The sequence below is a fragment of the Natrinema soli genome, from assembly GCF_028618695.1.
On record NZ_JAQIVI010000022.1, the window covers coordinates 126,669 to 149,933 of the forward strand.

22 protein-coding genes and 5 pseudogenes are annotated in these 23,265 nt (G+C 61.5%); 12 read left to right on the forward strand and 15 right to left on the reverse strand.

What is annotated here, in order from left to right; genetic code table 11:
* Nucleotides 1-49 precede the first annotated feature (49 nt).
* The 4 genes and pseudogenes from PGX04_RS01800 to PGX04_RS01815 form a co-directional block, all read left to right on the forward strand.
* Entirely contained in the window at nucleotides 50-1,216 is a 1,167-nt protein-coding gene (locus tag PGX04_RS01800) for an acyl-CoA dehydrogenase family protein (protein WP_273736947.1), read from the forward strand.
* A 2-nt stretch (nucleotides 1,217-1,218) separates the two neighbouring features.
* Complete coding sequence (locus PGX04_RS01805) at nucleotides 1,219-2,991, forward strand: acetyl-CoA carboxylase biotin carboxylase subunit (protein WP_273736948.1); 1,773 nt, start codon at nucleotides 1,219-1,221, stop codon at nucleotides 2,989-2,991.
* Between the two features lie 5 nt (nucleotides 2,992-2,996).
* On the forward strand, nucleotides 2,997-4,763 hold the full coding sequence (locus PGX04_RS01810; protein ID WP_273736949.1) for an acyl-CoA carboxylase subunit beta: 1,767 nt from the start codon (nucleotides 2,997-2,999) through the stop codon (nucleotides 4,761-4,763).
* 9 nt (nucleotides 4,764-4,772) lie between these two features.
* Nucleotides 4,773-4,958 (forward strand): annotated as a pseudogene (locus PGX04_RS01815) (MaoC/PaaZ C-terminal domain-containing protein); the annotation flags it as partial.
* A gap of 143 nt (nucleotides 4,959-5,101) precedes the next feature.
* Here PGX04_RS01815 and PGX04_RS01820 read toward each other — a convergent pair.
* Nucleotides 5,102-5,974, reverse strand: coding sequence for an alpha/beta fold hydrolase (locus PGX04_RS01820; RefSeq protein WP_273736950.1), 873 nt, complete (start codon nucleotides 5,972-5,974; stop codon nucleotides 5,102-5,104).
* Between the two features lie 431 nt (nucleotides 5,975-6,405).
* Entirely contained in the window at nucleotides 6,406-6,900 is a 495-nt protein-coding gene (locus PGX04_RS01825) for a GyrI-like domain-containing protein (RefSeq protein ID WP_273736951.1), read from the reverse strand.
* Nucleotides 6,901-7,251: 351 nt separating this feature from the next.
* Here PGX04_RS01825 and PGX04_RS01830 point away from each other — a divergent pair, with 351 nt between their 5' ends.
* Nucleotides 7,252-7,950 (forward strand): helix-turn-helix domain-containing protein, encoded by a 699-nt coding sequence (locus PGX04_RS01830; RefSeq protein WP_273736952.1) that lies wholly within the window; start codon nucleotides 7,252-7,254, stop codon nucleotides 7,948-7,950.
* A 194-nt stretch (nucleotides 7,951-8,144) separates the two neighbouring features.
* Here the strand turns inward: PGX04_RS01830 and PGX04_RS01835 are convergent, their stop codons facing one another.
* The 9 genes from PGX04_RS01835 to PGX04_RS01875 all read right to left on the reverse strand — a co-directional run bounded on the left by PGX04_RS01835 (nucleotide 8,145) and on the right by PGX04_RS01875 (nucleotide 13,933).
* Nucleotides 8,145-8,558 carry a DoxX family protein gene (locus PGX04_RS01835; RefSeq protein ID WP_273736953.1) on the reverse strand — a complete coding sequence of 138 codons (414 nt, stop codon included), beginning with the start codon at nucleotides 8,556-8,558 and terminating at the stop codon, nucleotides 8,145-8,147.
* A 106-nt stretch (nucleotides 8,559-8,664) separates the two neighbouring features.
* Nucleotides 8,665-9,309 (reverse strand): dihydrofolate reductase family protein, encoded by a 645-nt coding sequence (locus PGX04_RS01840; protein WP_273736954.1) that lies wholly within the window; start codon nucleotides 9,307-9,309, stop codon nucleotides 8,665-8,667.
* A gap of 1 nt (nucleotide 9,310) precedes the next feature.
* Nucleotides 9,311-10,297 (reverse strand): SRPBCC family protein, encoded by a 987-nt coding sequence (locus PGX04_RS01845; protein WP_273736955.1) that lies wholly within the window; start codon nucleotides 10,295-10,297, stop codon nucleotides 9,311-9,313.
* Nucleotides 10,294-10,557: a hypothetical protein gene (locus PGX04_RS01850; RefSeq protein ID WP_273736957.1), complete on the reverse strand. Its 264-nt coding sequence runs from the start codon at nucleotides 10,555-10,557 to the stop codon at nucleotides 10,294-10,296. Before PGX04_RS01850 ends, PGX04_RS01845 begins: the two co-directional genes overlap by 4 nt.
* Complete coding sequence (locus PGX04_RS01855) at nucleotides 10,554-11,585, reverse strand: SRPBCC family protein (protein WP_273736958.1); 1,032 nt, start codon at nucleotides 11,583-11,585, stop codon at nucleotides 10,554-10,556. Before PGX04_RS01855 ends, PGX04_RS01850 begins: the two co-directional genes overlap by 4 nt.
* Nucleotides 11,582-12,085 carry an SRPBCC family protein gene (locus PGX04_RS01860; RefSeq protein ID WP_273736959.1) on the reverse strand — a complete coding sequence of 168 codons (504 nt, stop codon included), beginning with the start codon at nucleotides 12,083-12,085 and terminating at the stop codon, nucleotides 11,582-11,584. Before PGX04_RS01860 ends, PGX04_RS01855 begins: the two co-directional genes overlap by 4 nt.
* A gap of 2 nt (nucleotides 12,086-12,087) precedes the next feature.
* On the reverse strand, nucleotides 12,088-12,534 hold the full coding sequence (locus PGX04_RS01865; protein WP_273736960.1) for an SRPBCC family protein: 447 nt from the start codon (nucleotides 12,532-12,534) through the stop codon (nucleotides 12,088-12,090).
* The gene (locus PGX04_RS01870; protein ID WP_273736961.1) at nucleotides 12,531-12,869 is read right to left on the reverse strand and encodes an ArsR/SmtB family transcription factor; all 339 of its coding nucleotides are present in this window, start codon (nucleotides 12,867-12,869) and stop codon (nucleotides 12,531-12,533) included. Before PGX04_RS01870 ends, PGX04_RS01865 begins: the two co-directional genes overlap by 4 nt.
* Nucleotides 12,870-13,564: 695 nt before the next feature.
* Complete coding sequence (locus PGX04_RS01875) at nucleotides 13,565-13,933, reverse strand: winged helix-turn-helix transcriptional regulator (RefSeq protein ID WP_273736962.1); 369 nt, start codon at nucleotides 13,931-13,933, stop codon at nucleotides 13,565-13,567.
* 152 nt (nucleotides 13,934-14,085) lie between these two features.
* On the opposite strand from PGX04_RS01875, the gene PGX04_RS01880 reads away from it, so the two are divergent.
* Together PGX04_RS01880 and PGX04_RS01885 are read left to right on the forward strand one after the other, a co-directional pair.
* The gene (locus tag PGX04_RS01880) at nucleotides 14,086-14,493 is read left to right on the forward strand and encodes a DoxX family protein (RefSeq protein ID WP_273736963.1); all 408 of its coding nucleotides are present in this window, start codon (nucleotides 14,086-14,088) and stop codon (nucleotides 14,491-14,493) included.
* Nucleotides 14,494-14,746: 253 nt separating this feature from the next.
* On the forward strand, nucleotides 14,747-14,983 hold the full coding sequence (locus PGX04_RS01885) for a hypothetical protein (RefSeq protein WP_273736964.1): 237 nt from the start codon (nucleotides 14,747-14,749) through the stop codon (nucleotides 14,981-14,983).
* On the opposite strand, the gene PGX04_RS01890 is transcribed toward PGX04_RS01885, so the two are convergent.
* Nucleotides 14,930-15,763 (reverse strand): hypothetical protein, encoded by an 834-nt coding sequence (locus PGX04_RS01890; protein WP_273736965.1) that lies wholly within the window; start codon nucleotides 15,761-15,763, stop codon nucleotides 14,930-14,932. The two genes, PGX04_RS01885 and PGX04_RS01890, sit on opposite strands and share 54 nt — an antisense overlap.
* Nucleotides 15,764-15,866: 103 nt before the next feature.
* Here PGX04_RS01890 and PGX04_RS01895 point away from each other — a divergent pair, with 103 nt between their 5' ends.
* Complete coding sequence (locus PGX04_RS01895; RefSeq protein WP_273736966.1) at nucleotides 15,867-16,274, forward strand: CopG family ribbon-helix-helix protein; 408 nt, start codon at nucleotides 15,867-15,869, stop codon at nucleotides 16,272-16,274.
* Between the two features lie 4 nt (nucleotides 16,275-16,278).
* Here the strand turns inward: PGX04_RS01895 and PGX04_RS01900 are convergent.
* Nucleotides 16,279-16,506: pseudogene (locus PGX04_RS01900) on the reverse strand (mercuric reductase); the annotation flags it as partial.
* 329 nt (nucleotides 16,507-16,835) lie between these two features.
* Between PGX04_RS01900 and PGX04_RS01905 the strand changes: the two are divergent.
* The 3 genes and pseudogenes from PGX04_RS01905 to PGX04_RS34315 form a co-directional block, all read left to right on the forward strand.
* Nucleotides 16,836-20,513 carry an MEDS domain-containing protein gene (locus tag PGX04_RS01905; RefSeq protein ID WP_273736968.1) on the forward strand — a complete coding sequence of 1,226 codons (3,678 nt, stop codon included), beginning with the start codon at nucleotides 16,836-16,838 and terminating at the stop codon, nucleotides 20,511-20,513.
* A 13-nt stretch (nucleotides 20,514-20,526) separates the two neighbouring features.
* A complete protein-coding gene (locus tag PGX04_RS01910; protein WP_273736969.1) occupies nucleotides 20,527-20,967 on the forward strand; it encodes a response regulator in 441 nt (146 codons plus the stop codon).
* Between the two features lie 102 nt (nucleotides 20,968-21,069).
* A pseudogene (locus PGX04_RS34315) lies at nucleotides 21,070-21,171 on the forward strand (DUF7556 family protein); the annotation flags it as partial.
* Between the two features lie 158 nt (nucleotides 21,172-21,329).
* Here PGX04_RS34315 and PGX04_RS01915 read toward each other — a convergent pair.
* Complete coding sequence (locus tag PGX04_RS01915) at nucleotides 21,330-22,211, reverse strand: mechanosensitive ion channel family protein (protein WP_273736970.1); 882 nt, start codon at nucleotides 22,209-22,211, stop codon at nucleotides 21,330-21,332.
* A 94-nt stretch (nucleotides 22,212-22,305) separates the two neighbouring features.
* On the opposite strand from PGX04_RS01915, the pseudogene PGX04_RS01920 reads away from it, so the two are divergent.
* Nucleotides 22,306-22,856: pseudogene (locus PGX04_RS01920) on the forward strand (DDE-type integrase/transposase/recombinase).
* Nucleotides 22,857-22,970: 114 nt separating this feature from the next.
* Here PGX04_RS01920 and PGX04_RS01925 read toward each other — a convergent pair.
* Nucleotides 22,971-23,265, reverse strand: a pseudogene (locus tag PGX04_RS01925) (hypothetical protein); the annotation flags it as partial.

Below are 23,265 nucleotides of genomic sequence, written 5' to 3' on the forward strand. Positions count from 1 at the left end.
CTGCTTCGCAAGACAACTGATCACGATTATCCGTTCGATACACCACACAATGAATTTCGAGTCTACGGACGAACGTTCGATGATCCGGTCGACCGCGGAATCGGTCGCGGCCGAATACGGACCGGAGTACTGGCGAGAGAAAGAGGAACACGGCGAGTTCGCCCAGGGGTTCTGGGACGAACTCGCGGAGGCCGGCTTCCACGGTCTGCTGGTCCCCGAAGAGTACGACGGAGCCGGCATGGGGATGCAGGAGATGGGGCTGGCGATGGAGACGCTCTGTGCCGAGGGCTGCGGCATGGCCGGCACCTGGTATCTGGTCCTCACCGCGGGCATGGCCACCGTCGGTATCCGCGAGAACGGCACCGAGGCCCAGAAGGAGAGATACCTCCCAGACATCGCCACCGGAGAGCGAAACTTTTCCATCGGCATCACCGAGCCTGAGGCGGGAACGAACACGCTGAACGTCGCCACGCGTGCCGAGAAGGACGGCGACGAATACGTCCTCAACGGGAACAAGGCGTGGATCACCTTCGCCGATCGGGCGGACAACATGATCCTCGTTACCCGTACGACCCCGCGCGACGAAGTCGACCGCGGCACCGACGGTATCAGCCTGTTCATCGTCGATATGGACGACCCCGGTATCGATGTCTCTCCCATCCCCAAACACGGTATCAATTATTCGAAGTCCTGCGAGGTGTTCATCGAGGACGTTCGTGTGCCCGAAGCGAACCTGCTCGGGACGAAAGACGAGGGCTGGTGGGCGCTCGTCGACATGTTGAATCCCGAGCGCATCGGCTTCGCCGCGGCCGGGACGGGGATCGGGAAACTGGCCGCCGACACCGCTATCGAGTACGCCAACGACCGCGAAGTGTTCGGTGCTCCGGTCGGGAGCCATCAGGCCGTCTCGTTCCCCATCACGCAGGCCTACGCGCAGATGGAGACGGCCGCGCTCATGCGCGAGAAAGCTGCCTGGCTCTACGATCACGGCGAGGACTGTGGCTACGAGACCAACGTCGCAAAAGCGACGGCCGTCAGCGCCGGGATCGAGGCGGTCAAGCAGTCGATGCAGGCCTTCGGCGGCTGGGGATACGCGACGGAGTACGACGTCGAGCGCTGGTGGCGTGAGATCAACCTCACGCGGTTAGCTCCCGTCTCCCAGCAGATGGCATACAACCACATCAGCCAGCAGCTCGGCTTCCCCAAATCCTACTGATCATGTTCGAGAAAGTTCTCATCGCCAATCGTGGCGAAATCGCAGTTCGCGTGATGGCAGCGTGCGAAGAACTCGGCTGTGAGACGGTGGCCGTCTACAGCGACGCCGACCGCGACGCTGGCCACGTAGAGTACGCCGACGAGGCGTACAACGTCGGCCCGGCATCCGCCAGCGACTCGTACCTCGATCAGGAAACGATCGTCGACGTCGCCGAGCGAGCAGGTGCGGACGCGATCCACCCCGGCTACGGCTTCCTCGCCGAAAACGCCGAGTTTGCCCGTCGCGTCGAAGCAGCCGATAGCATCACGTGGGTCGGCCCCCCCAGCGACGCGATGAAGACGCTCGGTGAAAAGACGAAAGCCCGGACCGTCATGCAGGAGGCCGGCGTCCCGGTCGTCCCAGGGACGACCGAACCGGTCGACGACGCCGACGAGGTGCGAGCACTTGGCGAGGAGTACGGCTACCCTATCGCCATCAAAGCCGAAGGCGGCGGTGGCGGCCGCGGGATGAAGATCGTCCGCAGCGAGGCCGAAGTCGACGATGCCCTCGAGAGCGCCAAACGCGAGGGCGAGGCGTACTTCGACAACGACTCGGTTTACGTCGAGAAATACCTCGAATCGCCCAAACATATCGAGGTACAGGCGCTCGCGGACCGTCACGGGAACGTCCGCCACCTCGGCGAGCGAGACTGTTCGCTGCAGCGTCGTCACCAGAAGGTCATCGAGGAAGCACCGAGCCCGGCGCTCGACGCCAACTTGCGCGCGGAGATCGGTGAAGCTGCCCGCCAGGGTGTCCGCGAATCCGGGTACACGAACGCTGGAACCGTCGAATTCCTCGTCGAGGACGGCGAGTTCTACTTTATGGAGGTAAACACCCGCATTCAGGTCGAACACACCGTCAGCGAGGAGGTGACCGGCATCGATATCGTCCGGTGGCAGTTGCGGGTCGCCGCCGGCGAGGAGCTCACGTTCGACCAGGACGACGTGGCCGTCGACGGCCACGCGATCGAGTACCGCATCAACGCCGAGAACCCGGCCGCTGACTTCGCGCCCACGCCCGGGCAACTGACGACCTACCGACCGCCGGCGAGCATCGGCGTTCGCCTCGATCACGCGGTCGCGCAGGGCGACGAGATCGGCGGCGACTACGACTCGATGATCGCAAAACTGATCGTCAGCGGCGACGACCGCGAGCACTGCCTCGAGCGCTCGAAACGGGCGCTCAAGCACTTCGATGTCGAGGGTGTCAACACGACCATCCCGTTCCACCGGCTGATGCTCGACGACGCCACCTTCGTGGCCGGCGATCACACCACGACGTACCTCGATCGGGAACTTGACGACGACGCGCTCGAGAGGGCCGTCGATCGCTGGGGGCCCGCAGAGACGAGCGGCAACGACGGCACGCAGTCGACGACGACCGACGTCACCGTCGAGGTCGACGGTCGTCGATTCGACGTCGTCATCGAAGACGGTATCCCACAGACGACGGTCGGAAGTGCCGACGCCGGAGCGGATTCCGGCGGTGGGTCTTCGAGGGACGGCAACGCCGAGCTTGCCACCGCGGGCGCCGTTACCGCCGAGATGCAGGGGACCATCCTCTCGGTCGCCGTCGAGGAGGGCGACGAGGTCGTGACCGGCGACGTCGTCTGCGTGCTCGAGGCGATGAAGATGGAGAACGACGTGGTCGCCGCCGCCGGCGGGACGGTCGAGTCGGTCCCGATCTCGGAGGGTGACTCCGTCGACATGGGTGACACCCTCATCACACTGGAGTGAACACGATGCAAATCAGAATTTCAGACGACGCGACCGAAGCACAGGCGCGGGCGATCGCCGAGGCCATGGCGTCGCAGTACCGAGACGACGTGACCGTCGTCACCGACGGCGGCGACGAGCTCGGCAGCGCGTCCTACGACGGCGGGTCCGACGCGACGGCCGAGTCCGAACCGGACGCGGACCTCGGACCGACGGCGCGCGAGGAGGCCCTGCGCGAGGAAATCGACGACATCCTCGAGGGCGGCCCGGAGAAGTACAAGGAGCAACTGCCCGAGCAAGGAAAGCTGTTCGTCCGCGACCGGGTCGATCTCTGGTTCGGCGACGACTTCCTCTTTGAGGACGGGAAGTTCGCGGCGTTCGACGACTGGCATCCCAGCGGCGCGGAAACCGATGCGGAAGACGGCGACGACACCGGTGACCGGCTGCCGGCCGACGGCCTGATCACGGGCGCCGCCGAGTTCGAGGGCCGAGACGTCCACTTCATGGCCAATGATTACACCGTCAAGCGCGGGAGCATGGCCGCGAAGGGCGTCGAGAAGTTCCTGCGGATGCAACAGCGCGCCCTCAAGACGGGAAAGCCGGTGCTGTACCTGATGGACTCCTCGGGCGGCCGGATCGACCAGCAGACCGGCTTCTTCGCGAACCGTGAGGGCATCGGGAAGTACTACTACAACCACTCGATGCTCTCCGGCCGGGTGCCACAGATCTGCGTGCTCTACGGCCCGAGCATCGCCGGCGCGGCCTACACCCCCGTCTTCGCGGACTTCACGGTCATGGTCCGGGACATGAGTGCGATGGCCATCGCCAGTCCGCGCATGGTCGAGATGGTCACCGGGGAGCAGATCGATCTCCAGGAACTGGGTGGTCCGGACGTGCACGCCCAGCACTCCGGAAGCGCGGACCTGATCGCCGAAGACGAGGAGCACGCCCGGGAACTGGTCGCGCAACTCATCGGCTATCTCCCGAACAACAGCGACGAGAAACCGCCTCGAACCAGCGGTCGGGAACCCGTCGACTCGCCAGCGGAAATTGACGCGATCGTTCCACAGGAACCCAACAAGAGCTACGATATGTTCGACATCATCGACCGGATCGTCGACGCTGGATCGACGCTCGAGTTGCGCTCCGAGTACGGTCCGGAGATCATCACCACCTTCGCCCGGATCGACGGCCGTCCGGTCGGCATCGTCGCCAATCAGCCCGCTCACCGCGCGGGCGCGATATTCCCTGACGCCGCCGAGAAGGCGGCCCAGTTCATCTGGACCTGTGACGCCTACGACATCCCGCTCCTGTATCTCTGTGACACGCCCGGCTTTATGGCCGGCTCACAGGTCGAGAAAGACGGGATCCTGGAGCAGGGGAAGAAGATGATCTACGCCACCTCGTCGGCGACGGTTCCCAAACAGTCGGTCGTCGTCCGGAAGGCCTACGGCGCGGGGATCTACGCGATGTCCGGCCCCGCCTACGACCCCGAGAGCGTCATTGGCCTCCCCTCGGGCGAGATCGCGATCATGGGCCCCGAGGCGGCGATCAACGCCGTCTACGCCCGCAAACTCGCTGAGATCGACGACGAGGAGGAACGCGAGCGGATGGAGCGAGAGCTCCGCGAGGAATACCGCGAGGACATCGACGTTCACCGGATGGCCAGCGAGGTTGTCATCGACGAGATCGTCCCACCGAGCTCGCTGCGCGAGGAGCTCACCAATCGCTTCGCCTTCTACGAGACCGTCGAGAAGGACCTTCCCGACAAGAAACACGGAACCATCCTCTGACTCCCAGCTATGACAGGACGCTACGATGCGGTGTTCGAGGTCGGCGAGGCGATCAAACACGAAAAGCGACGGACGATCAGCGAGCGCGACAACCAGCAGTTCTGCGACATGACGATGAACCAGCAGCCGCTCCACCTTGAGGCCGAATTCGCGTCGGGGACGCGGTTCAGTGAGCGACTGGTCAACGGACTCTACAGATAAGCCGGGCGAGTACCTCGGGGTCGTCCGAGAATCGGAGATTTTCGGGATCAAGCGAATCCGAAGGATTCGGGGACAGGACGATTCCGAAGGAATCGCTTGCAGTCTCAGTACCTCACAAAGCTGACCACCGTCTGCCCCTAGCATTGCACGTCGTCGAGGAACGCGCGGATGGATGATGTGACCGCCTCCCGAGCCGACGGCGAGAGGATGTGCCGTTCTCCAGGCAGCGTCTCGACGTTTGACAGCGACGGCAGCCGCTCCCGGGCCCGAGGAACGATCACCTCCGGGGGGAAGAACGGATCTGCTTCGCTCAGGTGCAGCGCTACCGGGGCGGTAAAGTCCGCGAGTTCCGCTGCCGTACTGTCGGGCATCTCGCGTTCGAGTTCGACGTATCGGAGAGACGCACCGATGGTGGACCGGGCCAGTCGGTCCGATTCGGCCTCTGTGACGAGCGCCGACGTCACATAGTCGAGTATTCGGTCTCGAGGAACGAAGCGGTAGAGTACACTCTGCAAGCCGACTTTCAGCAACGGACGGATCGGTCCGGTCCCGAACCCGGCCGGGACTACCAGTGCTGCGCATTCGATTCGATCCGGTGCGTACGCGCCAGTTCGAACGATGATCCCGGCACCGTAGGACGTCCCGATCATCGGCGCGGCGTCCACGTCGAAGGCGTCCAGAACGTCGACGACCCACTTCCCGTACTCGTCACCCTCCGGATCGAGTCGCGTCTCCGCGCTCTTTCCTGGGTGGCCGACGGTGTCCGGAGCGATCAGGCGGTATTCGTCGGCGAGGTCGATATACCAGGCGAGCGTCATCGGGTTCGTGGCGTTGCCGCCGTGGAAGACGAAAATCGGCGGTCCGTCCGCGGGTCCGGCGAGGAGAACGTGCGTGGATCCGTACCGCGTCTCGATGTGTGTCTCGTCGACACTGATCTCCAGGTGGTCGACGGCGATGTCGTACCAGTGTTCGAGTTCACGCTTTCCTTCTTCCGATCGATAGATGGTCATATTTGAGGGATACTGTTTCTCCGAATGAAGCACAGACGTGTCCGATCTGTGGTTCTATTTCCCTCTGACGGGTGTCGACAGTATCGTTCCGTCGACCGCGACCGCCAGTTGCGATGACCTGGGGTCGTCACGGGTACCGTCCAGAGCCACGAACGGAAGTGGCCCAAGTATCACTTGGGGCTGGTGCCGGGTATGAACGGCCGGATCCCGGGACGGTCCGAATATCTCCGAAGATGGGTTGAGTGGACCGGCCCGAGGATTCGGGCGCGATTGTCCTCGTTGAGCACAACCGAACTGCCGAACAGGGGGTGACCGATTCACGTGAGTTCACGATCGTCTCGGTGAGGCCACGATCAATTCAGTCGAACGACCGTCTCTCATGAACCTCGAGTAGACGGTGCACTGGCGCGTGGAGCCAGCCCGGCGTCGTCCTACTCGACGAGGTAGGCGATTTCGGTGGACCACTCGGATGGGTCCGGCTCTTCGTCGGGATCGGTCAGGTAGAACTCGTAGCGACCCTCCCAGACCTCGGTGTCGCCGTCCACGCTGCGGGCCAGTTCGTGTCCTTGCTCCGCGGCCCACTCTTGGAGCCGCGCGTGTGATTCACCCAGATCGTCCGGATGCCCCTCGTGGATCGCCACGGTGTACGTCCCCTCGGGGACGGTCCCGGTGTGGATTCGTTCGTCGCCGTCGAGAGAGCTATCGGTCGGAATCCCGACCATCACGGAGAACGGGGCAGTTTCGTCGCCGATCACGTCGTACCGGTAGAACGGCGCCCCGGCGAGCGTCTCGCCGCGTTGCTCTAGCCATCCCATGAGTTCGCCAACGAGAGCGTTGACCTGCTCCCACTCCGAGAGCGACGCCTCGATGAGTATCCCGACGTGGGGTTGCTCGTCACGGTGTTCGAGATGTGGTTCAATCGTCACTGTCCCCCCTCCGTGTCGTGGATCGAGCCCTGATTCGCCTCGTTCCTCTGGCGGTCGATTCTGTTGACGGTGATCGGTTCGGTCGTATTCGTCCTTGAATATGTCATGGCTTCGGGTCTGGAGCGGCGATCGTTCCGTCTTCGGTCAATCGAGCCGGAACTCGCGAAGAGTTCTCAGTGCCCACAGAGTTTGGCGTTTCTGCCGGTTATAATCGGTTGGTTGAAGTACGATCCCGTCCCTTACTAGTCCGACTCGAGATGCCCAAGGGTGTCCACTTCGACGTATCCAGCGACCGAGTCGTCCTCCGAGAATCGAACGACGTGAATCCACCAGAGCACCCGAGTACGCACAATGGAATCCTCGCAGACCACTCGCGCTAACTGTTACAGCCGGGAGACGACCACGCGGTACGCGACGATTGTCGTCGATCCGGAGACGGACGGATTCAACCCGGAATCCAGGATCTTTCTCGAACGAGCGAACGTCACCCGCGAGCGCGTCCACCATGTCGACGTACTGGACGACGGGACGTTCGTCGGTCTCTACGAACTACACGGCGACGCCGACCGGATCCGATCCGGAGTCAGGTATCTCCCGCGCGTCCTAAGCTACGACGTCACGGGGACCGACCCGGTTTTTATCTACCTCCACGAGGAGGCGACGGAGCCAGCCAGGACACTCTTCGAAGAACTTCGATCGACAAAGATCGTGCTCGACAGGCCGTTCGAGCACCGGACGGACGGCACCCTTCAGTTAACCATCATCGGGGAAGACGATGCGCTCCGTCGGACGTTCGATTCTCTCGCCGACATCGTCGACGTGGACCTGGTGGAGATCGGTGACTACTACCCGGAACTGGGCAACCTTGACGCGCTACTCACTGACCGCCAGCGCCAGATCCTGCGTCTCGCCGTTGAGCGTGGCTACTACGAGGTCCCGCGCCAGGTCACTCACCAAGAACTCGCTGAGGAGAGTAATCTCTGCCAGTCGACAGTCGCCGAGCACCTCCAGAAGATCGAAGCGAACGTTCTTCCCCACGTGATTCAGTGATAATCGGTTGCCCCGTCTCCTGCCCGATGAATGGCATGGACTGAACTCTCCAAACGGGTGCTAATGGGGTGAACAACGGGTGATGCCCGCGGCGCCATTAAAATACCATTTGTCACTGATCCGTCTCGACACGAACAGGATATCTGATTGACGGGAATTTCCCGTCATCTCTCGGCTTTGCACCAGCTCCAGCGTTAACCGCTACTCGGCTGGAGCGGGACGAGAGCGCGGACACGTTCGTTCCGCAGGTAGAGTCCGCCCCAGATCAGCACCCCAATGAACACCGGCAGCAGAAACCACGGATCCTCCACCCGGACGTTCGTGGCGGCCGCGCCGCCCAGGTATCCCGTGAGGAGAATCGCGCCGAGGACGGCCGTCCTCGGGATCACGTAGAGAATCGTACACGCGAGCAGGGCGATCCCGAGCCAGCTGACGAGGTACTCCGGATACCCGAGATCAGCGATCACCGCCACGGCCCAGGACAGGCCCAGTGCGCGCGGAATGGCATTGAAGAGGAGGAACAGCACGGCCGACCCGCTCAGGATCCGTCCCGCCCAGCGCGTTCGCTTCGACTCCGATGCGTTCGGTTCCCGAACTTCGCTGGTCATACTTGCTCCAGTCGAGCGTCGTTCTTCGTTCGATGTTGTGTCGTTCATGGATGAATTACGATCGTTTGAAGGGTCTGCCACTATTCATATTTCTGACACCGAACCGTCACGCACGGACGCGGAATCTAACGTGCGTCACGTCCGGGGATTCGACCATTCGCGTTCGTTCGAGATCGATCCCGCCGACGTCCGACCGCCCGAACAGACGAACGCCGTCGCCGAGCAGCACCGGAACGAGGTGAATCTCGAGCTCGTCGAGCAGCCCGGCCTCGACGGTCTGCTGGATCGTGCTTCCGCCGCCGGCGACCGAGACGTCCGCGTCACCTGCGGCCTCCTTCGCGCTTTCGACGGCGCTCTCGATACCGTCGGTGACGAAGGTGAACGTCGTGCCGCCCTCCAACTCGAGGGGCTCCCTGGCGTGGTGGGTGAGGACGAACACCGGAACGCCGAACGGCGGGTTCTCTCCCCAGTGGCCATCGTAAGGATCCTCTCCCCACGGACCCGAGTCGTTGTCGAACATGCGACGCCCCATCACGACCGCGCCGACGTTCTCGATCGACGCCGCGAAGATCTCGTCATCGCGGCTCGTCTCGCCGCCGTCGATTCCGTGGATCCCGCGCCAACTCGCCAGGTCGTAGACCCACTCGTGGAGACGCTCCCCACCGTCGCCAAGTGGATTCTCGCGGCTGTCGTTCGGGCCGCAGACGAACCCGTCGAGCGACGTGGAGATGTTCGCAGTGACTCGTGACACGTCAGCGCTCACCCCCGCCAGCAGCGTCGAGACGCGACAGGTGCTCGGCGAGTCGTCCGAGCGTCTGCTCCGCGCCGTCGTCCGCACCGAACTCCAGTGCGTCGTCGAGGTCCGCCGCCGACGGGAAGCGCATTTTCATGGCGAGTTCCGTCTCGTCCTCGGCTTCCTCCTCGAAGGTCACCGTCACCTCGAACTGTTCGGGATCGTCGGGCGAGCCCTGAGTGTACGCCAGGCTCTCGGGCCGCTCGACTTCGTCATAGGCGATCCGGTTCGGGAACGTCTCGCCCTCGGGACCGACCATCTCGAACACCCAGACGCCGCCCGGCGTGACGTCCATCTCGTCGGTCGTGGTCGAGAAGCCGTCCGGCCCCCACCACCGGTCCACCTGGTCGGGATCCGTCCAGGCGTCGAACACCCGCTCGCGCGGCGCGTCGAACTGGCGGCTGACGATCATGGTTCGTTCGCTCGTTTCGATCGCTGCTTCGTCCGTCGTGTTTTCAGTCATCGTTCGTCCTCGTCCTCGGAGTACTGCCTCCAGTTTCACGAGCGCGCTCGACCATCCCTCCTCGTACAGGTAGGCGTTCTCCTCGGCGGAATACTCCCGAGATGGGCCGATGCGCTCGTGGGTCAGGACGAGTTCGCAGCCACCGTCGTCGTCCCGAAACTCGACGGTGAGACGGCTTTCGGACTCGCCGGGGTAGTTCCAGGTGTGGACGATTCGCTCGTGCTCGACTACGTCCTCGTACGTTCCCTCGATCTCGGTTCGGTCCCCGCCGTCAAGGAAGCTCACGGAGAGTTCGCCGTCGGGCTCGGGTTCGAGGGTGTGTACCGCCGGCTGCAGGTCCCCCGGGGCGAACCACTGTTCCAGTTCGTCCGAGTCAGTGAACGCACGGAACACTCGCTCGCGCGGGGCGTCGAACGTTCTCTGAATGGTCAGGCTCGTTTCTATAGTCTCGCCGTCAGATTCGCTGGTCGCGTCGTTCGTCATGACTCGCCGCCCTCCGTTTCTTCCTGCCCGCCGTCGACGCGATAGTGGAGGTGCGTGACGCCGGGACCCTCGACGACCCTCGTTTGCACCAGGCCCATTCGCCGAACGCTCGACCGATCGAACGTGTCGACCGAATGCAGGAACTCCCGTTGGTCGGGAAGCGGTTCGACGGCGTACTCGTCCAGCCAGTCCGCCACCCGGTTCGGTCCCTCGATCCGCCCGTTAGCCGTCGTGTGCACCGAGACGACAATGGATCTCACGGGGTACCTCCGGAAGCGGTAAGGTAGCCTTCGAGCTTATCGAAGCTCTGGCTCCAGCCTTCATCCATCCCGTCGAGGTGTTCGGCGGCGTCTGCCGTCGCCTCCAGGACCTCCGCCTGGAGCGTGATCGTCGTCTCCCCGTCGTGCTCCTCGAACGTGACGGTCTGGCGCACTTCGAACTGGTAGTTCCCGTCGTCGTCCTCGCCGGCGGCGTCGACGAGCACGAGCCGCTCGGGTGCCTCGACCGCTTCAAAGACCCCCTCGCTCGGGTAGACGGTTCCGTCGGGTCCCTCCATGTCGATTCGGAGTGCGCCGCCGGGCCGGACGTCCAGCTCGCAGCGTGGCACCGTGAAGTCCGTCGGACCCCACCACGCGGCGACCTGTTCGGGATCCGTCCAGGCCTCCCAGACCGCCTCGCGCGGGGCGTCGAACGCCCGTGTGATCGTCGTGTCGTACTCGCTCGGGTCGAATTCGGTTTCGTCGGTTTCCGTTTTCGTCATCGTGGCGTGTTCCTCTCTTTCGCGTTCGTCCGTCAGCTGTCTCTGCATCGTCTGCGATTCCATCCGATCGTCGACCCTCTCGAGGTGGGATTCGAGCTCGTCGAGCGAGCCGGTCCAGCCGATCTCGGCCCCCTCGATCATCTCGTCCGTGGGGAAGCCCTCGTGTGTCAGCGTGACCTCCGTCGCGCCGTCGCGCTCTTCGAACTCGACCGTCATCGACAACTCTGGCGTGTCCTCGACCCGGTCGCCCTCCTCGTCCGCGAAGAAGTCGGTTGCGACGATTCGCTCGGGTTCGACGATCTCCTCGTAGATGACCTTCCCCCACGACTCCTCGCCGTCGGGACCCTGCATGCAGAAGTGCCAGGTGCCGCCCTCGCGGAAATCGAGGTCGTTCGCGGAGAGCGTCCATCCCGCCGGGCCCCACCACTGCGCCAGTTCGTCGGGGTCGGTCCAGGCCTTCCAGACGCGCTCTCGGGGCGCGTCGAACGTCCGCCGGATGGTCAGACTCGTCTCGCTCGTTTCGGTCATGCTTCCCTCCCTGTCTCCGACTCCTCCACCAGTTCCGCCAGTCGCTCCCACGTCTCGCGGGCGCCCTCTTGCATCCCCGACTCGGCATTCGCGTCCCGAGCTTCGACCGTCTGGAAGACGGACTGGGCCGTCATCCGCGTCCTGCCGTCCACGTCCTCGAACGTGGCCGTCTCCAGCGAGACATCCCCCGGCGAGCCCTCGAACTCCCACGTCTGCACGATCCGCTCGGGAGCGACGACGTCGTGGTAGACGCCGCGGAAGCCGTACTCGTTTCCTTCGTCATCCCGGCTGACGAAGCGCCACTGGCCGCCCGGCCGCGCGTCCATCTCATCGACGATGGTCTCGTAGCGTCTCGGTCCCCACCAGTCGGGGATCCGGTCCGGATCGACGTACGCTTCGAACACCTGCTCGCGTGGCGCGTCGAAGCCTCGCCTGATCTCGATCGCCCTCGTATCCGGTTCGACCGTCAGCTTCGTCTGGTCCGTTTCGATTTCGGTCATGACTATGCGAGCACCTCCTGCAGGGTGTCGAGCATGCCTGTCCAGCCCTCGGCTGCGCCGTCGGGCACCGACTCCGGGAACTCCTGGGTGATAACGACCTCCGTGCCGCCGTCGACGTCGCGGAACTCGTAGGTGAGACGAAGCTCCCCGTCCTCGGTCTCCTCGCCCGAGACGAGGCGTTCGTGCTCGACGACCTCGACGTAGTATCCGTCGTTCTCGATGCGGTGCTCCCCGTCGGTCCAGTGAATCGCCATCGCGCCTCCGGGCTCGAGTTCGTTGGCGCGTACCTCCGCCGTCATCCCCGCCGGTACGAACCACTGCTCGAGTTCGTCGGGGTCGGTGAACGCCCGCCAGACGCGCTCGCGCGGTGCGTTGAACGTGCGCCGGATGATCAATCGGTCGTCGCGTGATTCGACTACAGTGTTGTGATTCGCCGTGTCGTCTGTCATTGGTCGTCTTCCTCCAGATGGTCTTCGAGCGCGTCGAATCGGTCCTCCCAGAAGACGCGGTACTGGGTGAGCCATCCGAAGGCGTCACTCAGCGGTGCGGCATCCAGATGACACCGACGCACGCGTCCGTCCCGCTCGACGTCGATGAGTCCCGCATCCTCGAGCACCTGCAAATGCTTCGAGACCGCGGCCAAGGACATGTCATGCGGCTCGGCCAGATCGCCGACGCGTTCTGGACCGCCGGCTAACTGCTCGATGAGCTTCCTCCGAGTCGGGTGCGCCAGCGCTCCGAAGATCGCGTCGAGATCGAGGTCGTTCGGCTCTCGTTCAACCATCTAGTTGAATATATGCGGGCCTATTATTTAACCTTTTAGTTAAATAAGGTGTACGTCCCGATTTGTGGAGCGTTAGAGGGAGCCATAGAGCGGTTAGCATGGGTTTCAGCTATCGGTTGAGAGGCCTGACCGCTACTACTACAGAGCAGCAGAAATTTGGCAGGTAGATATCAAGCGTCCAGTATCGAGAGAATCTCGGCCTCAATTCCATCAGCGGCTGTCATGACGAATTGACCTCTAATAGCCGCTGCAAGTCACTGCATACCTGACTCGCACGATAGCGTTGCGATCAGTGTGTAACTCGTTTCAATGGCTACTATAGCCGTCCTCTGGCTAGCCGACCGCAGACGTCGTTGGTTTCATCACGCGCCACATAATTCGTGGATGGAACAGAGTTGACGGCGGTTGTTCCAGGATCAGTACTCGATCGACGGCATCGCGAATCACCCCGTCGTTGTGAGCTTTCCGACGAAGCCGAGAACGTGAGCTGGTACTCGAGTCACTACCACGGGGCTTCGTCCCCTCGGCTACCGGCCGCAAGCATATGATGAAAATCCAGCACCTCGAGGGCAGTCACCGTCATCCCCTGCCCGTAGATCGGGTTAAAACCGGCACGCGCATCACCGTGACGAGCAAGCCGTCAGGGAATCGCTCGAGAGCAGTCCTCCATCGAACTCAGCACACGGAGACCGATCTTAGCGACACGATCTCTCTTGGAGATAGTCCGCGCCCCAAGCGTCCATTGCGGTGATGACGGGTTCGAGCGACGCGCCCTGATCGGTCAGTGAGTACTCGACCCGGAACGGTTTCTCGCTCACGATCGCTCGATTCACGAGGCCGTTGTCTTCCAGATTTTCGAGACTGTTCGAAAGCACGGTACTGGAGATCGACTCGATTTCGTCTTTGAGCGCATTGAACCCGAGCGGGCCATGTTCGAGTAGTCGGTGCACAATCACTGGATGCCATTTCTTCCCGATGAGATGGGCTGTACACGTCACCGTACACCAGTCGTCGTCGGCACACCAGGATGCGACGCATTCCTCTTCTTCGGTTGCTCTGCTCATTCGTTCTAGCGGTACTGAATGTGGAGCCATTAGTATGACGCTACTAAGTCAGTGTTCCTGAGCTGATCGGGTATCCAAAGGGACTTAGCAAACAGTACTCCCTCAGTACCAGCTTCGCTTACGCTTATCCGAGTCCTTGGATATCTCTCGGTATGGAAGATGCCTCTGTCGATCGTATTCAGTCACTACAGCAGTCGACCCCGGAGTGGGTTCATATCGGTCTTCGTCTCGTTCTTGTCGCACTCGTCGCGAAACCAGCGCTGAGCAAGTTTGTCACCCACGGAAATTCAGTTTCGTTCTTCGATGCAATCGGGATGCCCGCCCCGCAACTGATGGTTATTCTTGCAGGGATCATCGAAGTCGGAGCGGTCCTCCTGCTGCTGGCTGGCGTCGGTGAGCGTCTCGCGGCTGTGTCGCTCATTCCGGTGATGCTCGTCGCGATACTGTACGTCGGACCCGACTGGAAGAACCTCAGCGTGCTGTTCGGAGCATTCGCATTCCTCGTCCTGACGACTGATGTGGACGCCGTCCGGCAGCCTGTTGATCGACTACTCGGGTAGGTCACCCTCACGTAGTCTGGATGGTTGAGTCCGTCAGTTCGTCCTTCTCTTCGCCTTATTTGGTCGCTCACGGTCTTTCCGTGTGTGACACAACACAGACTGAGGGGGGATTCGTCTCCGGTGTCGTCGCGACGATTGCAATGTCAATTCTCATGCTCCTCGCAGTGGTCTCGGGGAAATCCCCGATGCCACAGCCGATCCCGAAAGCGGTGGTCGCACACGCTTCGGCAGCGGTCTTCCGAAGCCGATGCTGATGGCACTCGCGATTGGCCTCCATCTCGGCTATGGCGGGCTGTTCGGTGTTATCCTCGCACGGATTGCTCGTCCCGTGACAACCCGGAATGGACTCGCTCTCGGTCTCGGCCTCTGGGCGCTGCTGCAGATCATTTTCATGCCGTTTCTCGGCTGGGGCCTGTTCGGGACGGCACGTCCCGATTCAGAAGAGGCCAGCGATGAATCCGAGCCCCATGACAACGAGGACGGTCGCTGAGAACAGCGGAAGGTACGGTGTGTACCTCTCCACCGTTTCCTCGTACTCCTGATAGCCAGCGATGAGGAGCATCGTCAACCCGACGATACCGACGATGACCGTCAGCGCATACGCGGTCATTAGTTCCAGACAGTACGCTGATCCGGCACAGAGGCCGATAATCTCGAACTCCTCCTCGTGGGCGAATCCGAGGACGAATGCGAACCAGGCGATTCCGAACAGTCCGCGGTCGGCGTCAGTAGCTGGCTCAGTTCCGTGCTCGTGAGAATGTCCACTGATTCCTCCAAGCCGGGTTTTCACCCGTTCAAGGAGCCCATCCGAGGAGTATTCTTGCCCAGGTGACGGTGGATGGTCATGGTGAGCAGACTGGCCCTCCGTATGCTCATCGTGTTCGTGGTCGTGCTCGTGCTCGTGGGAGTGGCCGTGATCGTGGGAGTGGCCGTGTATGTACTCTCGAATTCCGAGGCCGATGAGTAACACCCCTGCGACGATACTTACTGGTCCGCCGATGGAGATGGCGCCGAGGATCGAAATTGGCTCGTTCACCTGGGTCAACTGGAAGTAGGATTTCGCGTAGAAGAACACGCCGACCATCGCCAGACTACTGATGAGGTGTCCGATACCGATGAGAGAGCTGGCGGCGAACCCGTAGAGCCACTTGTTGGATTGATCGAGCGCATAGCTCGCAGCGACTGGCCATCCGTGTCCGGGTTCGATACCGTGCACGAACCCGAGCGCGATCGCGCCGACCAATAGTGGAAACGCCTCGCCATGTAGCATTCACCTATTCCTCTATCACTACGCTGTATAGCGGTTGTTAAGTCTGAAACGGGACTTCCGTAATAATCGAGGGCTCAAGGCAGTAGGGGACCAACTGGGGAGTATGCGAACGAGCTTGAACGTGTCTGAGGACATTCTCGACGAGTTCGATGAAACGTGGCAGGCTGAGGGACTGGACTCTCGCTCGCGGGCGATTCGTGAGGCGATGCAGGAATACATCGAAGGGCATTCACAACTCGAAGAGGTCTCGGGTGAGGTCGTCGCCGTCCTGGCCTTCGATTACCGGCATCACGAGGTAATTCACGATCTTCATGCTGCCCAGCACCAGTTTCAGGACGTGATCGAGACGATGAGCCACACCCACCAAGGCGACTGGTGTTTGGAAACGGTCTTCTGTCACGGTAATGCGGCGCGGGTTCGGGAACTCGTGTATCGGCTCCGTGATTTCGATGGGGTCGGTCGCGTGAAGACGATGCTCCTCCGAAATACTGCGCCGGACAGCTCGCCTTGAGATCTCACTCGATACAGCAGCTCATCGTGGACGTGTCCTGCCGGAACGTCTGACAGGCCTGCTTGAACACCTCGTTGAACGTCGGGAATGGGTGGACGGTGTCAATGATGTCGTCGACGGTCAGCTCGAACTTCACCGCTAGCGTCGCTTCCATGATCATGTCGGCGCCACGGGGGCAGACCATGTGGACGCCGACGATATCGTCGGTCTCGAAGTGGTCGTCCACATCAACGTCGTTCCTACTGAGACGCTGCGGGAAAGTCGAAGTCGTCGGTCTCGACACCGTCTCCTGCGCCGCGAGTTCGGCAACATATTTGGTAGTAGCAACTCCCGTTCCAATTATCGGGACAGCTGTACTGGCTGACCGCTCAGGGTTCGAGCTCGAGGACGTAGTGGAGGACATGTTCTGGACTCTCGGCTACGAGACGTTCGGCAAGCCGAGAGAACTGCTGACGGGGGTCGAGACGTGCTGGTCACACCGCCCGCTGAATCGACCATAGCGGTTGTGGATCGCTCACCCGAAGCCCAAATTTAAACGCCCAGCGCAAGTACCCGTTCCCAATGAAACAGACGGCCGAACAGAGCGGGCCGCATAGCGTGCAGGGCCTCGAAACCGGCCTGGAAGCACTGCGCCAGGGCCCAGAGTTCCGGGGGCCCGTCGAGACGTTGGACGGCCACCACTGTAACGATCACTTCGCACAGATCTACGAGTCGGACGAGGAGCGGTTCGACGCCGCGATTCCGTTCATACGGCACGGCCTCGATCAGAACGACCGCTGCATGTATATCGTCGACGAAAGCACGGAAGCGGAGGTGAAAGCGGCGATGCGGGCCGCCGGCCTCGACGTCGATGCCGCACTCGCCGCCGGCACGCTGTCGTTCCACACTATCCAGGAAACCTACCTCCGGAACGGCACGTTCGACCCTGACGAAATGATCGACTTCTACGCCGAGATGGTCGCGGACGCGACTGAGGAGTACGCGGCACTCCGCATCATCGCGGAGACGACGTGGCTCCAGGAGGAGACCACGACGGTCGACCAGTTCATTGAGTACGAGGCGAGGGTGAACGACCTCTTTGCCGATGAGGATGCGCTCGCAATCTGCCAGTACGACCGCGACGGGTTCCCACCGGAAATCATCCGAAAGATCGTCCGCACCCATCCCCATCTTATCTACAACGGGACGGTCTGTCACAACGTCTACTATACGCCGCCCGAGGAGTTCTTCGGAGCGGACGAGCCCGCCCGCGAGGTCGACCGGATGCTGGAAACACTATACGACCGGACCGCGGCCAGAACAGCACTCGAGGACCGCCAGCGCACCCTACGTAAACAGAACGAGATCGTCGCCAGTCCGGACAAGACGTTCGAGGAGAAGCTCCAGGAACTGTTCGAGCTGGGTTGCGAGCGGTTCGGCCTCGAACTCGGGGCGATGGCCACGGTCGATACCGACGACGACCGGTTCGAGGTTGAGGCCGTCAGCGGCGACCACGAGTATTTCGCGCCCGGCGTCGAACTGCCGCTGTCGGAGACGTACTGCACGGCCGCCACCGACATCAAGGCGGCCGGGAGCGTTGCAGACCCGCCCGAAGAAGGTTATGATGACATTCACGTCTACCAGGAGTTCGGGATCCAGGCGTACCTCGGCACGTACATCGCGGTCGATGGCGGGGCCGATCGGACGTTTTTCTTCGTCACCGAAACGCCCAGATCAGCGGACTTCTCGGACGATGACCACGCGTTTATCCGGTTGATGGGTCAGTGGGTGAAGTACGAACTGGAACGCCGCCAGCGCGAACGGTTCTTGCACGAGAGCTACCAGATCACATCCGACCCGGAGCTCTCGTTCGAGGAGAAACTTGAACGGCTGCTCGACCTCGGCTGCGAGTGGTTCGGCCTCGAGATGGCCGGGATGAACCACCTGCCGTCGTGGGACGGCAAATTCCGCATAGAGCATGGTGTCGGCCTCGGTGTCGACTCCGGGGACGAGCCAGTGTGGACCGACCCGGGCGAGGGCTGTTTCTGTCGACGGACGATCACGGAGGACAGGCCGGTCAGTTGCGTCGATGTACGCGGAACCGACTGGGCACATGACCCGATCTACCAGGAGTTCGGACTGACGAGCTATTTCGGGACGAAGGTGATGAGCGGCTCCACGCCGTACGGCACCCTCTGGTTCGGCAGTACGGAGCCGCGCGACCGGCCGTTTTCGGACACCGAGCGCACGTTCATCGAGCTGATCGGTCAGTGGGTGAGCTACGAGGTTGAACGGCGGGAGCACAAGCAATCCCAGCGGGACTTGTACGAAATCGCCGCGGATACGGACCTAGCCTTCGACGAAAAGCTGCAGGCCCTGTTCGACCTCGGCTGCAACCGGTTCGATCTCGAACTCGGTGGGATAGCCCAGATCGATCCCGCCACCGATGAGTTCGAGGTCAAATACGCCAGCGACGACCACGATCACCTTGCACACGGTGCCCAGATTCCCCTGTCGGAGACGTACTGTCGCGTGTTCGCCAACGGCGGGGACACGGCCGGCATCACGGATCCCGTGGGTGATGGATTCGAGGGTTCCCGCGCATACGAGGAGTTTGGCATGAACGCGTACCTCGGAACTCGGATCAGACTCGATGACGCGCGTGACCGAACGCTGTTCTTCGCCTCATCGGACCCGCGGACGGCGGACTTTTCGGAGGCGGAGCGTACCTTCCTGCATCTCATGGGCCAGTGGGTGCAGCACGAACTCGAACAGCACCACCGCAAGCTGGAACTGCGCGAGCGCACGGAGTATCTGAGTGCACTCATCGAGACCGCGCCCGAATGTATCAAGACCGTCGCCGCCGATGGCACCCTGCTCCAGATGAACCCCGCCGGGCTGGACATGGTGGAAGCCGACGCGGAGACGGCCGTCACCGGCAACTGTGTCTACGACTTGATCGCCCCCGAGCACCGCGAACGGTTCCGCACGTTCAACGAGCGGATCTGCCAGGGTGAATGTGGGACGTTGACATTCGATATCATTGGCCTGGAGGGCACACGCCGCCACATGGAATCGCACGCGGCACCACTCCATCGCCCCGATGGAACCACCGTCCAGGTAGCGCTGACCCGCGACATCACCGAACAGGTCGAGCGCGAAAGCGAACTCGAACGGGCGCTCGATTTGCTCGAGAAAACCGAGCAGGTTGCGGATGTTGGCGGCTGGGAGATCGATCTGAACACGCAGGATGTGTTCTGGTCCGACCATATCTTCGAGCTCCTGGAGGTGGACGCCGACGAGGAACCGTCACTGGACGAGGCACTCGACATGTACCACGAGGAGGACAAGCCGATCGTGATGGATGCCGTCGAGAACGCGCTCGCCTCCGGCGACCCCTTCGACGTTGAGGCCCGGATCCGGACGAACAGCGGCGAGGTACGCTGGCTGCGGCTGCAGGGAGCACCAGAGACTGCCGACGATGACGTCGTTTCGCTCCGCGGGGCGGCCCAGGATATCACCACGCGCAAACAGCGCGAGCAGCGACTCGAAGAGGTGATCGAGCAATTGCAACAGTCGAACGATCGATTGAAGCAGTTCGCGTACGCCGCCTCCCACGACCTGCAGGAGCCGCTGCGGATGGTCTCGAGCTATCTCCAGCTTCTCGAAGATCAGTACAGAGAGGACCTCGACGGGGACGCCCAGGAGTACATTGATTTCGCCGTCAACGGGGCCGACCGGATGCGGGAGATGGTTACCGATCTCCTCGCGTTCTCGCGGGTCGAGCAGGCCGACGGCGCGTTTGAACAGGTCGAGTGTGATGCTATCCTTGACCGGGTATTAGACGATCTTCAGGTCAAAATCGAGGAAAACAACGCCGAGATCACGGTGCAGTCGCTTCCGACGGTGGTGGGTGAGCGTAGCCAGCTCGAACAGTTGTTCAGTAATCTCGTGTCGAATGCCCTCAAGTATCGTCGTGACGACCCGCCAGAGGTCGATATCCGGGTCGAGAACCGGTCCGACTGCTGGGAGTTTTCAGTCGCCGATAACGGGATCGGGATCGACCCCGACAAGACTGACCGGATCTTCGAAGTGTTCAAACGGCTTCACCAGAACAATGAGTACCCAGGTACTGGGATCGGCCTCTCACTGTGCCAGAAAATCGCCGAGAACCATGGTGGGGATATCTGGGTCGAGTCCGAACCTGGCGAGGGATCGACGTTCTTCGTCACGCTCCCGAAACAGGGCCCGGATCAATAGGCTGAGAGATCGCATGAATACCATCGATATTCTGCTGGTTGAAGACAATGATGGCGATATTCACCTGATCGAGCGGGCGTTCGATAGCCGGGAGCTGCCGGGAACACTCCACGTCGTCCAGACCGGAGATGACGCGCTTGACTGGCTGTATCAGCGCGACGCGTTTGCCGAGGCACCACGCCCCGACCTCGTGCTCCTCGATCTGAACCTGCCGGCCACGGATGGTCAAGATGTGCTGAAAGAAATCAAGTCAGATCCCGGTCTGAAACGGCTCCCGGTTATCATCCTGACGAGTTCACAGGCCGATGACGATCTGGCGGATGCATACACGAAGTACGCCAACGCCTGTCTCCTCAAGCCTGTTGACCCGGAGGAGTTCGCGGATCGCATCCAGTCGCTCGTTGACTTCTGGGTATCCACGGCAACACTTCCACCCGGTATCGACACCGGCTGACGGACCGATCGGAGCGCTCGAACCACCGACTCTGTCGCGGATCCCTATTGGCTTTCCTTTCACAAGTCTTCTTGTGATGTGATGACGAGTGTCGTGGTAGGGATGTCCTCCACTCCGACCGCGCGCCATACAGGCGATGACGCCGACGTCGTGGGCGCAATCGACCGGTCTGGTGGGTGCGAGCGGTTTATCATCGCGGATCTGTCGCAGGAGGGATGTGGCGTGCCATCCTCGACGCAGAAGCGTCGACACTCCGTATCTGGCGCTAACTTTGTAACTGGAGGGCAAGAACCATCGGAAGCACGCGGAGAGAAGCCGGGTGTGGAAACACGCCTCATCGAGACCGTCCGCGGGACGGGGTGTCAGTCGTCGGCAGCCGTCTCGATTTCACCGGCGTCCGTGACCTCGATGCCCCCGGCGAGTTCGGTGGTGGGGTACGGCATGTCGATCCCCTCGGCGTCGAAGCGCTCTTTGACGGCCTCGATGAACCGTGCGCGGACCGCTCCGTAGCTGTTCTCCTCGGGGTCGATCCAGATCCGCCCTGAGAGTACGACAGCTGAGTCGCCGAGTTCCGTGACGGGGGCGGCCGGGTTGGGGTCCGCGAGTACGCCCTCGATGTGCGATCCCTCGTCGATGATCGCGTCGCGTGCTCGTTCGATGTCGTCCTCGTAGCCGATGCCGAAACCGACCGACACCCGGCGTTCCTCGTTTGCCTCGTTGTTCACCAGGGCTGCGTTTGTGAGGTCGCTGTTTGGGACAGTGACGAGTTGATTGTCGAACGTGTCGAGTTTCGTCACACGGAGTTGGACTTCGCGCACCACGCCGGAGTTGCCGTTCCACTCGATCCAGTCGCCCGCCGTGAATGGCTCGTCTTGGATGATGAACACGCCGGCGACGAAGTTGGCGATCAGGTCTTGGGCAGCGAAGCCGATCGCGAGCGCAAGCGCACCGGCGAGGATCGCGAATGCGGAGAGTACTACACCGAAGCCAGAGACCGTCGCGGCCAGTGCCACCGCCACGACGGCGACCATCACGACGGTCGTACTCACGGCGAGATCGATGAGTGTTCTGTCGAAGTCACGATGTTCGAGACCGCTCTCTACTGCCCGGGTCATGAAGTACTTGCCGAGCAGGTAGATGATTGCAAATGCGATAACGAACAGGACGACAGTCGTGACCGCACTAACGAGTGACGGGACGTACTGCTGTGGATTGAGGGGAGATCCCTGTTGAAGTGGTATCATAGAGCACTCTCCAGGGACCACGTGGTCTCTCTATAACCAACTTTCGCTAGACAGTGTCTAATCAACGAGCGAGCAGTTCTTGGAATCAGCTGTCATGGAACTCCAAGAACCGCTCACCGTCACGCTCGAAGCAGATCCGCTTCACTGCTGGGATGACAAGAGCACCGCAAGCGTCCTCAGAGCACTCGTGGGGCTTCATTCGACAGGTCTATCGCTTCGTGAAACCGCCGTGAAGATCGGCACTGAACAGCACTGGCTGTATGGCGCAATCGATGTCGAGACGAAACTCCTGCTCGGAGTTCACCTTTCAGAACGTCGAGGAACCGATCCAGCTGCTACGTTTCTCGGCTAGCTGGCCGAGAAACACGACTTCTCGGAGACGACGGTTCTCGTCGATGAAATGGCTATTTGACCGCCCTCGCGCGGTGCGACTTGAGCGAGCACCTCGATTATGTCAAGCGGAACCTGATTGAGAAATGGTTCCAGACGCTTGTGATGCGGATCGATCGGTTCCATCAGACGTGGATGGGACGGCGAGCCAGCGCCCAACGCTGGCTCGCTGCCTTCAGGTACTACTACAATGCGCAACGACCGAATCAAGCGCTCGATAACCGAACTCCCGCTGAGAAAGTGATGGAACAATGATTAGACCGTCCGGCTGTGAGTGATCTTTCGGGTCGGAAACGATTGCTAATTCGACTGAGGTCGTGTATTTTAGCCTACTAACCACTCCCATAGTTCCATCTTCCAGCATCGTGTTCAGATAAGCTGATTCCACGCAAAGGCGAACGATCTGAGCCACTCATCAGCCGTTTCCGCGTATGCGTTGCTAAAGCAATTTGAGAACGAATAGGTTCGTCGTTTTACCTCTCGGAAGACACATTCAACACTGTTCCGATTTCCATAACGTTCGTATCTGAAATCAAGGCCGTGTCGTTGACAGGCGTAGTTCAGTGCTTTGTCGCCGTCAACGAGAAACACGGCATCATAATGATCAAGATAACTTTTGCAAATATGGACTGAGGAACTGGTCGATCCAGGACTTGGCGAACCC

Excerpts from the sequence above, each read along its gene's own strand:
- PGX04_RS01860 (WP_273736959.1), bottom strand. The coding sequence starts at position 12,085 with ATGACCGAAATCGAAACGGACCAGACGAAGCTGACGGTCGAACCGGAT.
- PGX04_RS01800 (WP_273736947.1), top strand. The coding sequence starts at position 50 with ATGAATTTCGAGTCTACGGACGAACGTTCGATGATCCGGTCGACCGCG.
- PGX04_RS01905 (WP_273736968.1), top strand. The coding sequence starts at position 16,836 with ATGAAACAGACGGCCGAACAGAGCGGGCCGCATAGCGTGCAGGGCCTC.
- PGX04_RS01885 (WP_273736964.1), top strand. The coding sequence starts at position 14,747 with ATGGCACTCGCGATTGGCCTCCATCTCGGCTATGGCGGGCTGTTCGGT.
- PGX04_RS01830 (WP_273736952.1), top strand. The coding sequence starts at position 7,252 with ATGGAATCCTCGCAGACCACTCGCGCTAACTGTTACAGCCGGGAGACG.
- PGX04_RS01910 (WP_273736969.1), top strand. The coding sequence starts at position 20,527 with ATGAATACCATCGATATTCTGCTGGTTGAAGACAATGATGGCGATATT.
- PGX04_RS01875 (WP_273736962.1), bottom strand. The coding sequence starts at position 13,933 with ATGAGCAGAGCAACCGAAGAAGAGGAATGCGTCGCATCCTGGTGTGCC.
- PGX04_RS01810 (WP_273736949.1), top strand. The coding sequence starts at position 2,997 with ATGCAAATCAGAATTTCAGACGACGCGACCGAAGCACAGGCGCGGGCG.
- PGX04_RS01890 (WP_273736965.1), bottom strand. The coding sequence starts at position 15,763 with ATGCTACATGGCGAGGCGTTTCCACTATTGGTCGGCGCGATCGCGCTC.
- PGX04_RS01855 (WP_273736958.1), bottom strand. The coding sequence starts at position 11,585 with ATGACCGAAACGAGCGAGACGAGTCTGACCATCCGGCGGACGTTCGAC.
- PGX04_RS01895 (WP_273736966.1), top strand. The coding sequence starts at position 15,867 with ATGCGAACGAGCTTGAACGTGTCTGAGGACATTCTCGACGAGTTCGAT.
- PGX04_RS01820 (WP_273736950.1), bottom strand. The coding sequence starts at position 5,974 with ATGACCATCTATCGATCGGAAGAAGGAAAGCGTGAACTCGAACACTGG.
- PGX04_RS01865 (WP_273736960.1), bottom strand. The coding sequence starts at position 12,534 with ATGACAGACGACACGGCGAATCACAACACTGTAGTCGAATCACGCGAC.
- PGX04_RS01915 (WP_273736970.1), bottom strand. The coding sequence starts at position 22,211 with ATGATACCACTTCAACAGGGATCTCCCCTCAATCCACAGCAGTACGTC.
- PGX04_RS01880 (WP_273736963.1), top strand. The coding sequence starts at position 14,086 with ATGGAAGATGCCTCTGTCGATCGTATTCAGTCACTACAGCAGTCGACC.
- PGX04_RS01870 (WP_273736961.1), bottom strand. The coding sequence starts at position 12,869 with ATGGTTGAACGAGAGCCGAACGACCTCGATCTCGACGCGATCTTCGGA.
- PGX04_RS01845 (WP_273736955.1), bottom strand. The coding sequence starts at position 10,297 with ATGACGAACGACGCGACCAGCGAATCTGACGGCGAGACTATAGAAACG.
- PGX04_RS01835 (WP_273736953.1), bottom strand. The coding sequence starts at position 8,558 with ATGACCAGCGAAGTTCGGGAACCGAACGCATCGGAGTCGAAGCGAACG.
- PGX04_RS01805 (WP_273736948.1), top strand. The coding sequence starts at position 1,219 with ATGTTCGAGAAAGTTCTCATCGCCAATCGTGGCGAAATCGCAGTTCGC.